The sequence below is a fragment of the Noviherbaspirillum sp. ST9 genome, from assembly GCF_048799745.1.
Classification (GTDB): domain Bacteria; phylum Pseudomonadota; class Gammaproteobacteria; order Burkholderiales; family Burkholderiaceae_D; genus Noviherbaspirillum.
Genome location: NZ_JBLWFR010000005.1, coordinates 281,411 through 295,826 on the forward strand (window position 1 = coordinate 281,411; position 14,416 = coordinate 295,826).

Consider the following 14,416-nt stretch of genomic DNA (forward strand, 5'->3'; position numbering starts at 1 on the left):
CGTCATGCGATGTATCTAGACTCCATGTCGCTTAATCAACTTCAATAGAGGAAATACATGAACAAGCCCAAGGATCTACCGATCCAGAAAATTGACGCCGACGACATCGGTTACAACGATTCCCCGAGTGAACACTTCAACACGCTGCTGGCGACCCGCATGAGCCGTCGCCAAATCATGCGCGGCGGGGTCGCGTCGGCCGCTGGCGCGCTGTTGAGTTCGGTAGGCTTGTCTGCTTGCGGCGGCGGCAGCGACGCTGTCGCGGTGACCGCGCCTTCGACCTCCACTCCCACCGAGAAACTGCTCGGATTTACCGCCGTCGCGAAAAGCCTGGCGGACAGCGTCAGCGTACCCGCGGGCTATACCGCGACAGTGCTGTATGCGCTAGGCGACCCCTTGAATGGATCGGCGCCGGCATACAAGAATGACGGCACAGATACCGACTTCGAAAACCGCGCCGGCGATCATCATGACGGCATGGAATTCTTTGGCTTGTCGAGCACCGGTACGCCGTCGACCTCGACGAACGACCGCGGCCTGCTCGCTGTCAACCACGAAGCAACGACGGACGAGAAGTTGGCGTCTTTCTTCCTGTATGCTAACGGCGGCACTACGACGCTGCCCCGCCCTGCCGCGGAAGTTGACAAGGAATTCGCAATCCATGGCGTATCGATCGTCGAAGTGCGCAAGAACGGCAGCGCCTGGGAATACGTGAAGGCCTCTTCCTTCAACCGCCGCCTCACCACACTGACCGACATGGAGATCAGCGGCCCGGCGCGCGGCAGCAGCCTGCTGGTGACCAAGTATTCGCCAGACGGCACCCGCACCCGTGGCACGCTGAACAACTGCGGCACCGGCAAGTCTCCGTGGGGCACATTCGTGACCGGCGAGGAAAACTGGTCCGGCTACTTTGCCCGCGGAGCGGCCGATGATGCGGCCCGCGGCAATGACAAGAGCGTCACTTCATTGCGCCGCTACGGCCGCAACCAAGGTGCCACGACGCGTCATGGCTGGGAAACCGGTGGTTCGGACGACAAGTATGCCCGCTGGATCATCAGCAAGATCGGCAGCTCCCTCGACGGCAGCGACGATTACCGCAACGAGATGAACGGCATGGGCTACATGGTGGAACTCGATCCGTACGACAAGACCAAGGTCGCCAAAAAGCGTTCCGGTCTCGGTCGCTTCGCCAAGGAAAGCGCCGGCTTCAGCCGTGCGATTGCGGGCCAGCCGATCGCCGTCTACATGGGCGATGATGCGCGCAACGAATACATCTACAAGTGGGTATCGACCGCCAACTGGGATCCGGCAGACGCGAACGCCGCCAACCGCATGGCCATCGGCGACAAGTATCTGGACAATGGCAAGCTGTATGTCGCGAAGTTCAACGCCGACGGCACCGGTCAATGGATCGAACTGTCCATCACGAACCCGACGATCGCCGCGTACACCACTTATTCGTTTGCGAACCAAGCGGACGTGTCGTTGAACTCGCGCCTGGCGGGTGATGCAGTCGGAGCGACGAAGATGGATCGTCCCGAATGGGCATCCGTGAATCCGGCGAATGGCGAGGTCTATTTTGCGCTGACCAACAATAGCAACCGCCGTGCGGAACCGTCCGGTTCGACGCAACTGGTGCCGGACAGTGCCAACCCGCGCGCGTACACGGACATGAAAGGCAGTACCGCACAGCAGGGCAATCCGAACGGCCACATTCTGCGCATGAAGGAAGCCAGCACCGGCGCAGCGGCAACGACTTTCACCTGGGACGTCTACCTGTTCGGTGCCGAAGCGGGTGCGAACCAGAGCACGGTCAATCTGTCGAAGCTGACCAATGATCAGGATTTCTCCAGCCCCGACGGCCTGGTGTTCAGCCCGTCCACCGGCATCTGCTGGTTCCAGACCGACGACGGTGCGTACACCGATGTCACCAACTGCATGATGCTGGCGGCAATCCCGGGCCAGGTCGGCGACGGCGGTAAGGTTACGCTCAGCTATCCACGCGCGTCGGGTACGGCGCTGGCGGTGGATACCTACGTTGGCAAGGCTCCGACGGCCGACACGCTCAAGCGCTTCCTCGTCGGTCCGGTCGGGTGCGAAATCACCGGCCTGTGCGAAACGCCGGATGGCAAGGCGATGTTCATCAACATCCAGCACCCCGGCGAGACCACGGCGCATGACAACGTTGGCGACCCGTCTAAGTACACGAGCCAGTGGCCGAGCAATGCCGGCTACGGCGCTGGCAAGCGCCCGCGCTCGGCGACAATCGTGATAACTAAGAACGACGGCGGCCGTATCGGCAGCTAATCACGCGTTCGTCACAAACGGGGCGAGGTGCATTCAGCACCTCGCCCTTTTTTTTATGGCCGGATTGATGCTGCAGTAGCGGCCACTGGACCGCATGCCTCTATGCCCCGGACGCGGCACCTTCGGCAAAATCGCCCAGCCCGCGCACACTCGACTGGAGCGAACGTCGCTCCAGCTTGTCAAAGGGCAGACTCAGGAAGATACGGATGCGATTGGCAATCTCGATATGGGTTTGCATGAACGCCCGACGTCGCGCCTCCTCGTCGACCACGTGCGTCGGGTCGGCAAAGCCCCAGTGCGCGGTAATCGGCTGGCCTGGCCACGCCGGGCAGAATTCTCCCGCTGCCTGGTCGCATACCGTGAAAATGAAATCCATCCTCGGCGCATTCGGCTGCGCGAACTCGTGCCAGCTCTTGCTGCGCACGGTGGTGAGGTCATACCGCTGCGCGCGTAGAACCTCCAGCGTCAGCGGGTGGATTTCGCCGCTGGCATGGCTGCCGGCGCTGTAAGCCTGAAAACAACCTGCGCCGAACTGATTCAGGATCGCCTCAGCCATGATGCTGCGCGTCGAATTGCGGGTACAAATGAACAAGACCTGAAAGACCTTACCGTCCATATCATCGCTCCGAAAAAAGAGAAATACGAAACCAGCACCGCTCACGGCGGACCAGCACAAAAGCTTATGCAATACCGGTCACGTCATTCCGTTGCGCCGGACAATGTCATAATTCCACCATTCTTGAATGTTGGAAATATAGTGAGTGGTTATGACAGTATGGTGACAATCCCTGCGCACGCAGATGCCGTCCAGCATCGCTAATCGAGATGACCGGACAGTAACAGCAAGGCAAACGCGAGCACTGTGCCAACCCAAATATAGACGGCGATCTGCTGGAGCTTGCGACGACGAAAGTAATAGTTGTGCATGCCTGTTTCTTTTCGATGGTTTGCTTTCATATTTCTATTATTATAGAATAGTAGAATTATTCAACCCGTCGCAACCAGTTTTTGTTTATGGATACGAAGAACGTAATTTCTGCATTGGCTGCTTTGGCACAAGATTCTCGCCTTGCCATTTTCCGGCTATTAATCCAGCTCGGGCCGACTGGCATGGCGGCAAGCAAGATCGGCGAACGCCTCGACATCCCGGCATCGTCACTCTCCTTTCATCTGAAGGAATTGGCCCATGCCGGCTTGGTGACGGTGCGTCAGGAAGGCCGCTTCATGATTTATGTTGCGAACTTCGACACGATGAATGCGCTGATGGGATTCCTGACGGACAACTGCTGCGGCGGCAATCCCTGTTCACCGCTGCACCAGCCCGAATGCATGAACGCCGGCGCTGACGGCGGCAATGCGTGGCGCGACTGATTCCTCCCTCTTCTTCACTCACCTCACCCTCACCATGAACGTACTCATTCTCTGTACCGGCAACTCGTGCCGCTCGATCCTGGGCGAAGCCACTTTCAATCACTTGGCCCCGGTCGGCTGGCGCGCCATGAGCGCCGGCAGCAAACCCACGGGACAGGTACATCCGCGTTCGCTGGCGCTACTGCAGCGCGAAGGCATTTCCACCGATGGGTATTACAGCAAGTCCTGGGACAACCTGCCGGCCACCCCGGACATCGTGATCACGGTCTGCGCCAGCGCTGCCGGCGAAACCTGCCCTGCCTATCTCGGCCCGGTATTGCGCACCCATTGGGGGGTAGAAGACCCGGCACATGCGACCGGAACCGATGAAGAAATCGATGCGGCGTTCATGCAGGCGTACCGGATCCTGCGCCAGCGCATCGAGGCATTCTTTGCGCTCCCGTTGAACACGCTGAAGCATGACAAGGCCGCCCTGAAGGCGGAAATGGACAAGATCGCGCAAATCGGCGCATAAAGGAAAATCGACATGGCACAAATTCAGGTTTTCGATCCGGCGCTGTGCTGCAGCAGCGGTGTATGCGGTGTCGAGGTGGATCAGCAATTGGTGGATTTCGCCGTCGACGTAAACTGGCTCAAGGAACAGGGTATCCAGGTTGAACGTTTCAACCTAGCGCAACAGCCGCTCGCGTTTGCGGAGAATCCGACGGTCAAGGGCTTTCTCGAGCGCTCAGGCCAGGAAGGCTTGCCACTGTTGCTGGTCGATGGCCAAGTCGCTCTGACCGGCCGTTATCCGAAGCGCGCGGAGCTTGCGCGTTGGGCGGGCGTGGCGCAACCAGCCACCGAGACCAAGCCTGCGGGCGGCTGCTGCAGCGGCTCGCGCTGCTGCTAAATAGCACGTAAAGGACCAATAATGCTGTTCCTGGAAAACCCGCCGCCTTTCCTGTTCTTTACCGGCAAAGGCGGAGTCGGCAAGACTTCGCTCGCTTGCGGCGCAGCGGTGCACCTTGCCGACCAAGGCAAGCGTGTGATGCTGGTCAGCACAGACCCCGCATCGAATGTGGCGCAAGTGTTCGGCATCGACATCGGCAATCGGGTCACCACGGTGGCCGCCGTGCCCGGCTTGTCGGCGCTGGAAATCGATCCGCAAGCGGCGGCCGCGCAATACCGTGAGCGCATCGTCGGCCCGGTGCGCGGATTGCTGCCTGACGCCGTGGTCAAGGGCATCGAGGAACAGTTGTCCGGCGCCTGCACGACCGAGATCGCCGCCTTCGACGAATTCACTGCGCTGCTGACCGACTCCGCGCTGCTGACCGACTACGACGTGATCGTGTTCGATACCGCTCCCACCGGCCATACCATTCGTTTGCTGCAGCTGCCCGGCGCGTGGACCGGGTTTCTGGAGCAAGGCAAGGGTGACGCCTCTTGCCTCGGACCGCTGGCCGGGTTGGAAAAGCAGCGCGCGCAGTACAAGGCCGCGGTCGACGCGTTGGCCGATTCCGCCCGTACGCGCCTGATCCTGGTGGCCCGCGCGCAGCGCACTACGCTGAACGAGGTTGCGCGAACGCATGAGGAACTGGCGGCCATCGGCCTGTCACAGCAGTACCTGGTCATCAACGGCATCCTGCCCGCCGCTGAAACAAAGAGCGATGCGCTGGCAGCGGCAATTGGACGGCGCGAACAGACTGCACTGACAGCATTGCCTTCTGTGCTGGCCACGTTGCCGACGGACCGCATCGCGCTGAAACCATTCAATCTGGTCGGCGTTGCGGCCCTGCGCGCACTGTACGCAGAGGACGCCGAGCCGGAACAGCTTATCCCTTCGCAGCCTTTTGCGACCAGTGCGCCTGAATTGCATACGCTGGTCGATGGCATGGCAGCCGATGGCCATGGCTTGATCATGTTCATGGGCAAAGGCGGCGTTGGCAAGACCACGCTTGCTGCGGCAGTGGCGGTCGAACTTGCCAGCCGCGGCCATCCAGTTCATCTGACCACGTCAGACCCGGCGGCTCACTTGGCCGAAACGCTGGAACAGGCATTGGACAACCTGACAGTCAGCCGTATCGATCCGCAAGCGGAAACCGAGCGCTACCGGCAACATGTGCTCGCTACCAAGGGCAAAGAATTGGACGCGCAGGCGCGCGCGCTGCTGGAGGAAGACTTGCGTTCGCCGTGCACCGAAGAGATTGCGGTGTTCCAGGCGTTTTCGCGCATTATTCGTGAGGCCGGCAGCAAGTTCGTCGTCATGGACACCGCGCCGACCGGCCACACCCTGCTGCTGCTGGATGCCACCGGCGCCTACCATCGCGAAATCGCGCGCCAGATGGGGGACAAGGGCATGCTTTTCACTACGCCGATGATGCAGTTGCAGGACCCGTCGCAAACCAAGGTCGTGATCGTGACACTGGCGGAAACCACACCGGTGCTGGAAGCGGCCAACCTGCAGCACGACTTGCGCCGCGCCGGGATCGAACCATGGGCATGGATCATCAACAATAGCGTCGCCTATGCCCACACCGAATCTGGCTTGCTGCGCCAGCGCGCCGCCAATGAACGCCCGCAGATTGACGCCGTGGCATCGCACCATGGGCAACGCTGGGCGGTGGTACCGCTGCAAGCGGACGAGCCGGTTGGTGTCGTCCGCCTGCACAGCCTGATCCACCATGAAGCAAACAACACATAAACCCTTTTTTGTAGAGAGTGCCATGTCCGCACAATGTGAAGTCACCGGCAAGCGCGCCGCCAAGGCGCCCCTGAGTTTTTTCGAACGTTACCTGACTGCATGGGTCGCGCTGTGTATCGTAATTGGCATTGTGCTGGGCCAAGGCATGCCGAATGTGTTCAAGGCAATTGGCGCGATGGAAATCGCAAAGGTCAATTTGCCGGTCGGCCTGCTGATCTGGGTGATGATCATTCCGATGCTGCTCAAGATCGACTTCGGCGCGCTGAACCAGGTCAGGAGCCACGTCCGCGGCATCGGCGTGACACTGTTCGTGAACTGGCTGGTCAAGCCATTTTCGATGGCCCTGCTCGGCTGGTTCTTCATCCGGGAACTGTTCGCACCGATGCTGCCGGCTGCGCAGATCGACAGCTATATCGCCGGCCTGATCCTGCTCGCTGCGGCACCCTGCACCGCGATGGTGTTCGTGTGGAGCCGGCTGACTGACGGCGATCCGTATTTCACGCTGTCGCAGGTCGCGATGAACGACCTGATCATGGTGTTCGCATTCGCGCCGGTGGTTGGATTGCTGTTGGGCGTGTCGAGCATAACCGTTCCGTGGGACACGCTGATCACCTCGGTGATTCTCTACATCGTCATTCCCGTGCTGATCGCACAAGCCTTGCGCCGTATTCTGCTCGCCAGGGGCCAGGCGGCGTTCGATGCGGTAATGCATACGATTCAGCCATGGTCGATCGGGGCGCTGCTGCTGACGTTGGTGTTGCTGTTCGCCTTTCAGGGTGACGCCATCATCAAGCAACCGCTGGTCATCGCACTGCTGGCGGTGCCGATCCTGATCCAGGTGTTCTTTAATTCCGCGCTCGCCTATTGGTTGAACCGCAAGCTCGGCGAAAAACATTCCGTTGCCTGTCCATCCGCACTGATTGGCGCCTCAAACTTCTTTGAACTGGCCGTCGCTGCCGCCATCAGTCTGTTTGGCTTTGAATCCGGCGCAGCGCTGGCGACCGTGGTGGGCGTGCTGATCGAGGTGCCGGTAATGTTGCTGGTCGTGCGCGTGGTCAACGCGACGCGCCCATGGTATGAAGCCGGGATCCGTGCATGATGTTCGCCGGACACCATGCGGGAGTGGAGCGTATTCCGCGTGCAGTCCCTCCTTGTACGGCCGGGGGTACAACACCGCGCGTTTGCGCGACTCGATGACGGCCCCGGCGACATCGCAGCCGCCGGAACGCGGCGCGCCAAGCGCTCGCTGGTCCTCGGTGATCGTCAATGTTGCTGCCGCGCTTGCCGCACACGCAATGGCGACGGCAATGACAACGCGCTGGTCGGCGGCGCCGACACTGACCTCGATCGTGGCGACCTTTACGTTTGCCGTAATATGGATGCAGGGGTATAAGCGTGCAGGCGCCAGCGCGCGCGTCATGCTGTGCGAAGAGTGGCGCAATCCGCTTGCATGGATCCTGACTGCGGGTGCAACCATGTGCGGCGCCTTTGTCATCTCGGCGGTACTCGACGATGCGGATGCGTTCTATTGTGCGCCGGCGGTCCCGTGGCGAATTGAAGTGGCACTGCTCGGCAGCTTTACAGTCGGCCTCGCCAGCCGGATTGGCACTGAGCGCAGTCTGGCCATCATCGCGTATCCGCTCTCGCTGATTGCCATGTTATGGATCGCGCCGTTTTATGGATATTTCTCGAGTGCGATCTTTCTGGGACTCAGCGCGACTGCGCGCTGTACAGACCAGCCGCTCGTGCAGATTGCGGTCGTTGCAGCCGCCATGCTCGCCGGACGTGCCCTCGGCGACTTGCTCGCAAGGTGGCTGGTGAAGGCATAAAGCGACCGCGCCACTGGTACGGGACGCTGCCGCAACGCGATCCCTGCACCGCGTCACAATTCTTCGCCGCCTTCCCTCACTGACACAATGCCAGCTTCGCCCGCGCGCGGCTGACGGGCGACGTCAGGCTGATTCGAGCCGGATGAAACGTCGCGCCAGCGGAGGCCATCGCGCTGTCATTTGCCGCCCTTTCGTGCGCAGCCTGCCCGGCCACCAGGATAGCACCAGCGTTGCCGCTCAGCTTGAAAATGCTGACCGACGCCGCCAATGATGCTGCCTGGTCCTGCAGACTGCTTGCCGCCGTTGCCGCCTGATTCACGAGTGCGGCATTGCGTTGCGTCAGTTGATCCATATCACTCATGACCATATTGATTTGCTGCAGGCCGTCGCTCTGTTCCTGGCTCGCCGCACTGATATCGGCCATGATGTGCGCGACGCGGTTGACGGAGGCAACAATTTCGTCCATCGCCTCATGCGCGTTGTCGACCAGTCGGCTGCCCTGCTCAACCTGCTGCAACGAATCCTCGATCAAGAGCTTGATTTCGCGCGCAGCACCAACGGAACGCTGAGCCAGGTTGCGGACTTCGGCCGCAACGACCGCAAATCCGCGGCCGTGGATGCCTGCGCGCGCCGCCTCAACCGCCGCGTTCAACGCCAGAATATTGGATTGCATGGCAATGCCATCAATCACCCCAACGATGTCCTCGATCTTCGCTGCGCGCACCTTGATCGCACTCATCGTGCCTACCACTTCACTGAATGCCTGCTCGCCATTGGCGGCCGCGCCGGCCGTCGCTGCCACGAGTCGATTCGCCTGACCGGAGTGCTCGGCGTTGAGCCGGACCGTTTCTGCCAATGCGGCGATGGCGCTTGCCGTCTGTTCGATCGACGTTGCTTGTGCATCCGTCCGCGATGACAAATCCGCATTTCCGGCAGCGATATGCGTCGATGCCGCAGCGATAGTCTGGGTTCCGCTACGCACGCTGCCGATCACCGTGTGCAGGGCCGTATTCATTTCGCGCAACGCCATGAGCAACTTGCCCGTTTCGTCATGACGTTCCACCACGATGTGTGTCGAGAGATCGCCGGCAGCCACGCGTTCGGCGATGACCACCGCCTCGTTAAGCGGCTGCGTGATCGAGCGGCTGATGACCCACGCCAGCAGAGCACCAAGGACAAGGGCCGCCACGCTTAACGACGCCATCATAATGCTGCCGTGGCGGAAGTGCGCGTTCGCCTCGGCTGCGAGTGTTCTGGTGTTGTCCTGCTGGTAGGTTACCAACCGTTGTATGCTGTCGAGGTAGGCCTTGACCGCTGGCAAAAATTCTTCATCCGTCATCCGCATTGCTGCGCTGTGTCGGCCACCGCGCTTCTTGTTGAACACGCCTTCACCCAAATTCACGTAAGCCTCGCGCGTCGCGGCGATCTCCGCCAGGAACGCGCGGCCGGCGTCCGTGTCGATCAAGGGCTCAAGTTGCGTTTGGATGTCAAGAATGCGGCGATTGGCGGCTTCGACTTGCTGCTGAAAGAATGCTTGCACGTCCGGGTCGTCGCTTTTGGCCAGTGCCACCGTTCGCGTGCTGTTGACGCTGATTTCGGTGAGCCACGCGCTGGCAATCCGTTCGGCGGCCATGTTCTTTGACGACATTTCGTTGGCTAAGGCACCAGCAGCCTGCAGCCGTACGATGCCCATGACGGCAACGCTGACGATCAATGTCAACAGGAGTGCAAAGCCGATTGCGAGTCGGGCACCGATGCGTACGCTTTCAAGAAATTTCACGATCTATTCTCACAAGAGGGAATGGGTAGGACAATTCGTCGCAGGAATCCGAATTGGCCGCGTGAGAAGATAGCAATAGATTGTTACAGAGGAATTACCTTGCAGAAACATTTGGACGAGCTTGCCCCTCAGCTCAGAAGTGCTTCGTGGCGAACCGGTTTTCGATCAAGTCGAGTAGTGATATTTGTGCCAGGTAGTTCATTGCTCTGCTGTCCAACGCCATAAGGAATGTGTCGGTGATCTGCCTGGCTTCCGTCACTGAACCTACGCCCATGCTGATGTCGGAGCCCCTGGAGAGGCTGCGAACCGCCAGAAGAATAGCCGCGATTGATATGGCACCGGCAGGTTGACTCAGGCGATAGCCTCCGCCGAGCCCTCGGCGCGACGTCACTATGTCGTGTTTGCCCAAGGACGCCAGCACATTTTCGAGATGTGAAACGGAAAAGCCCAACCCGTCACTTAGTTCGGACGTGGTCAGCGGCCGTTCATTCGCGTGTAGCGCCAGGTAAAGTGCCGCACCGACTGCGCATTGCCCGGTTTGGACATGGCACTGTAGCAGTTCAGCACCCATGAGCAACGTTCATGCACTAGCCTCCTGTAGACGACATGAATCGAACGATCTGCTCCGGCCGGTCGCTAAATTCATGGCGCCAGGGCTTTTGCTGGATCGCATCCAACAGGAGTTGGTGCAACTCTTGGTCACTGCACCCACCGCGCAAGACCGCACGCACATCGACCCGATCATTCTTCCCCAGGCAAAGGTACAGCGTGCCGTCGACGCTCAACCGCACACGATTGCACGTTTCACAAAAATGTTGCGAGATCGGTGTAATGAAACCGATCCTGCAGCGTCCGTCCGAGGAAACCAAATATCGCGCCGGCCCGCCTCCAGACACGATGCCGCCGACCAGTCCGAACTTCTCCCGCAGGCGCTGCTGCACCGGCCCCAGGGAAACGGCAACCGTGCGTCGTCCGGTGTCCCCCACCGGCATGACCTCGATCAGTCGCAGGACGAATTGCCGCTCCATGCAAAACGCGACCATTGCGTCAATCTCCGCATCCTGAATACCTTCCGTCATCACCATGTTGATCTTGATCGGGGCGAAACCGGCTTCTTGCGCAGCCGCCAGTCCGAGCAACACGCGATCGAGCGCATGGCGCCGGGTAATCGCGACAAAGCGCTCAGGATCGAGCGTGTCAAGACTGACGTTGAGCCTGCTTACGCCGGCGGCGCGCAATGCCTGTGCATGGCGGGCAAGCAGTGTTCCATTGGTCGACAGGGACAAGTCGGTAATGCCCGGCAATTGTGACAACCGGGCGGCCAGCACAGGCAAATCCTTGCGCAGCAGGGGCTCGCCCCCCGTCAGTCGAATCCGTTGCAATCCCAGGCGTGCGAATGCCGCCACGACTCGCTCGATCTCATCAAAGCTGAGCCAATTCGCTGGCGCTTCAAAATCCTTGAAGCCTTCGGGCATGCAATAACTGCAGCGCAGGTCGCAGCGATCGGTTACCGACAGGCGCAAGTAGTGGATCTGGCGGCCAAAGCGGTCTATGAGCACGACTATTCTTTCCAAATGTGGTCGGATTGAACATATGCAGCTGTACAGCTGCAAGCAGGAATGCAGTGCTCGACCAGATTGCCGCAGGGATTTGCCACCCGTCAATGGCCTACGGGGTAAACGCCTCTCGCATTTGCTAAAACATGACTTGCGTCAAGACCGTTGCAAATCCGTTGGCAATTCACCCCATATTAGGCGCCCCCACATTGTTGTCATTCGTTCAGGGGATGCGTATTGTCATAGGTCGGGACATGGCGCCACGCGCGAAGTGTTTATAAGCGCGTGTCTAATTACACCGTGTCAGGCCCATGCAGCGACTAGCGGCCCCGCCTCTTCCACAAAAAACGATTTCAGCGCGCTGGCTGCAGGTGAGAGGCGTTTGGCAGACATATGGGTGACATACCACTGCCGCATTACCGGCAAGCCTTCCAGGTCGAGCAAGGCCAAATGCCCGGAAGCGAGTTCATACTGGCACCGTTACGCTGCCTTCTTGACGGCGGCTGGCGACGCAAGACGTACCGCAGGTCGTGGCGCTATCAGCGTACGATTGACATTGCTTTCACGAGCGGTAGTGGTCGGTTTTGGGGAGCACACCTCCAGGTGGGCCTTCAGGTTGGGGCGTATGCCGCTGTCACCCAAATTGAACACGGATACCGCTTGCACTAGTTCCTCAGCTTGCGATCTGAGGCTATCAGAGGCGGCCGCCATCTCTTCCACCAGTGCAGCGTTTTGCTGCGTCACTTGATCCATCTGTTGGACAGCTTCTCCGACCTGCGCCACGCCCATGCTTTGCTCGTTGCTGGCGGCATTGATCTCGGCCATCAGATCGGTGACGTGCTTGATGGCGCTCACCACCTCGGTCATGGTGCATCCGGCCTGGTCCACCAGCGCGGCGCCGTGCTCCACCCGCGCCACGCTGGCGCCAATCAGCGTTTTGATTTCCTTGGCGGCGTCTGCAGAACGCCCGGCCAGGCTGCGCACTTCACTGGCAACCACGGCAAAGCCGCGGCCTTGCTCGCCCGCGCGGGCGGCTTCGACGGCCGCATTGAGCGCCAGGATATTGGTCTGAAATGCAATACCGTCAATCACGCTGATGATCTCCGCGATCCGGCGTGAGTCATCGTTAATACCTTTCATGGTGTCGACCACCTGCGCCACCACTTCGCCTCCCTGGACTGCCACCGTGCGGGCATTCAAGGCGAGCTGGTTGGCCTGATGCGCGCTATCGGCGTTCTGCTTGACGGTGCCACTGAGTTCTTCCATCGAGGCTGCCGTTTCCTCCAGAGCACTGGCTTGGCTCTCGGTGCGGGCACTCAAATCAGCGTTCCCCTGTGCGATCTCGGCGCTGGCAGTGGCAACCCCGTCAGAGTTCCGGCGGACGTCCCCCACCACACTGACCAGGCTTTCTTGCATGGCTTTGAGTTGCGCCATCAGGCTGTCGGCATCACCGCTGGTCACCGTAATCGGCGCGCTGAGATCGCCGCCGGCGACACGCCGCGCCACGGCAGCGGCAGCATCCGGCTCGCCTCCTAGTTGTCGCGTTATCCCTCTGACCAGTAACAGAATAATTGGCAGGAAAATCGCTAAGACGCCAACAATGACAAGCGCACCCTGCAACAGCAGATTTCGTTCAATGCTGTGGCCCATTGCTTGCGACACGAAGGTCAACAACACAGCGGCGCTCTTTCCATTGCCGCCCTTAAGCGGCGCGGCCGTGACCATATAGGGCCGATCGCCGAGCACGACCGGCACCATTTGCGGCGCCTTGCTGGCGATTTGTTCGACGATTGCGCCGCTGCTACCGATGTCAATGGTCGACGCATTCAGTTTGCCGTTGACGATAAAAGCTACGTCGTGCCCCGTGATCTGTTTGAGAAACTTTGCCGTGTCTTCGCGCAAATAGCTGCCGACCTTCACCGTACCGACCACCGCACCTTGCGCCTTCAGCGGAACGATGGCGTCCTGCGCCATCTCTGAGGTCGTCGGTGATACCGTCAGCCCGCTGACGGCTTCGCCGGCCAACGCTTTGCGCACCATGTCGTGACCAGCCTTGTCATCGCCTTTTTTCGAGGGATTATGGCCGCGCATGATCACCACGCCTTTGGCATTGGTCACTTCGATGGTCTTGATGGTCACATCGTTAGCGTGAATGCCCTTGAATTCAGTGACCATCAGTCGCTCAAGCAGCGTTTCATCATTGCCGGCAACGGCCGCAGCGATATCGCTGCGGCGGCCCAGCATATTGGCCAGCGTTGTGACACGGTTCAACTGGGCTTCCATGGTTTGCAGGGCCGCGGTAGACGAGGACTCACCCATGAGGTGATAGTCAGCACTGCCCAATTGTGTGATGCCGCGATAACCGAGCCCCAGGCTGGCCAACAGTGCCAGCATGAGAGGAACGAGCCCGATGACCAGGAGTTTTGTTTTGAGTCGCATGTCAGTTCCCTAATCAATAAAGCGATCAATCAATGTGGTGCACAAACGGCAGCACCCAGTATTCTGCGTGGCTTGCGAAACGACTGCCGTTGAACGGGGTAACAGGTACCGATATGTGGCTCCTTCATCCGAGGCGACGCCTGCGTTCACCCGGTTTGTTTTCGCCCTCGTTGGTCGCCTGCGTGTTCGCTGCGCTCAGACCGTCCAACAGCAATGCACCGGTCGCGTCACTGGGGTGACCAGCGACGCACGTCGCTTAATAGGTAGTCTTACCGTCAGCAGCGAACGCCTGACGGTCAATTGAGCATAACAATGGTGTCAACGGCCAGCGCCATAACATGGAAATCGACCTTATCGCCGCACCTGTGTTGCTGTGCAATTTATATGCCACGCCATTTTCGCCCAAAGAGGCCGAAAACCGCCGAAAGGCATGACTTGGGTCAACTCGCTCTCG

The 14,416-nt window shown here is 59.9% G+C and carries 12 protein-coding genes; 7 read left to right on the forward strand and 5 right to left on the reverse strand.

The genetic code is table 11. The features are described 5' to 3' along the window. The first annotated feature begins 57 nt into the window (after positions 1-57). Positions 58-2,307: a PhoX family protein gene (locus ACNOHI_RS13270; protein WP_420475143.1), complete on the forward strand. Its 2,250-nt coding sequence runs from the start codon at positions 58-60 to the stop codon at positions 2,305-2,307. Positions 2,308-2,407: 100 nt separating this feature from the next. On the opposite strand, the gene ACNOHI_RS13275 is transcribed toward ACNOHI_RS13270, so the two are convergent. Beyond that, positions 2,408-2,923: an arsenate reductase ArsC gene (locus tag ACNOHI_RS13275; protein ID WP_420475144.1), complete on the reverse strand. Its 516-nt coding sequence runs from the start codon at positions 2,921-2,923 to the stop codon at positions 2,408-2,410. A 398-nt stretch (positions 2,924-3,321) separates the two neighbouring features. Here ACNOHI_RS13275 and ACNOHI_RS13280 point away from each other — a divergent pair, with 398 nt between their 5' ends. The 6 genes from ACNOHI_RS13280 (at position 3,322) to ACNOHI_RS13305 (ending at position 8,187) form a co-directional block, all read left to right on the forward strand. Further along, positions 3,322-3,678: an ArsR/SmtB family transcription factor gene (locus ACNOHI_RS13280; protein ID WP_420475145.1), complete on the forward strand. Its 357-nt coding sequence runs from the start codon at positions 3,322-3,324 to the stop codon at positions 3,676-3,678. Positions 3,679-3,712: 34 nt separating this feature from the next. Beyond that, positions 3,713-4,192 (forward strand): arsenate reductase ArsC, encoded by a 480-nt coding sequence (locus tag ACNOHI_RS13285; protein ID WP_420475146.1) that lies wholly within the window; start codon positions 3,713-3,715, stop codon positions 4,190-4,192. A gap of 12 nt (positions 4,193-4,204) precedes the next feature. Continuing rightward, positions 4,205-4,567 carry an arsenite efflux transporter metallochaperone ArsD gene (gene arsD / locus ACNOHI_RS13290; protein ID WP_420475147.1) on the forward strand — a complete coding sequence of 121 codons (363 nt, stop codon included), beginning with the start codon at positions 4,205-4,207 and terminating at the stop codon, positions 4,565-4,567. A gap of 21 nt (positions 4,568-4,588) precedes the next feature. Further along, the gene (gene arsA / locus ACNOHI_RS13295) at positions 4,589-6,358 is read left to right on the forward strand and encodes an arsenical pump-driving ATPase (protein ID WP_420475148.1); all 1,770 of its coding nucleotides are present in this window, start codon (positions 4,589-4,591) and stop codon (positions 6,356-6,358) included. A gap of 22 nt (positions 6,359-6,380) precedes the next feature. Beyond that, positions 6,381-7,457 (forward strand): ACR3 family arsenite efflux transporter, encoded by a 1,077-nt coding sequence (gene arsB, locus ACNOHI_RS13300; RefSeq protein ID WP_420475149.1) that lies wholly within the window; start codon positions 6,381-6,383, stop codon positions 7,455-7,457. 94 nt (positions 7,458-7,551) lie between these two features. Next, positions 7,552-8,187: a hypothetical protein gene (locus ACNOHI_RS13305; RefSeq protein ID WP_420475150.1), complete on the forward strand. Its 636-nt coding sequence runs from the start codon at positions 7,552-7,554 to the stop codon at positions 8,185-8,187. 76 nt (positions 8,188-8,263) lie between these two features. On the opposite strand, the gene ACNOHI_RS13310 is transcribed toward ACNOHI_RS13305, so the two are convergent. The 4 genes from ACNOHI_RS13310 to ACNOHI_RS13325 form a co-directional block, all read right to left on the reverse strand. Next, positions 8,264-9,967 carry a methyl-accepting chemotaxis protein gene (locus ACNOHI_RS13310; RefSeq protein WP_420475151.1) on the reverse strand — a complete coding sequence of 568 codons (1,704 nt, stop codon included), beginning with the start codon at positions 9,965-9,967 and terminating at the stop codon, positions 8,264-8,266. 133 nt (positions 9,968-10,100) lie between these two features. After that, entirely contained in the window at positions 10,101-10,538 is a 438-nt protein-coding gene (locus ACNOHI_RS13315) for an RrF2 family transcriptional regulator (RefSeq protein ID WP_420475152.1), read from the reverse strand. A 16-nt stretch (positions 10,539-10,554) separates the two neighbouring features. Next, positions 10,555-11,580, reverse strand: coding sequence for a GTP 3',8-cyclase MoaA (gene moaA / locus ACNOHI_RS13320; RefSeq protein WP_420475153.1), 1,026 nt, complete (start codon positions 11,578-11,580; stop codon positions 10,555-10,557). 423 nt (positions 11,581-12,003) lie between these two features. After that, entirely contained in the window at positions 12,004-13,962 is a 1,959-nt protein-coding gene (locus ACNOHI_RS13325) for a methyl-accepting chemotaxis protein (protein ID WP_420475154.1), read from the reverse strand. Positions 13,963-14,416: the final 454 nt, after the last annotated feature.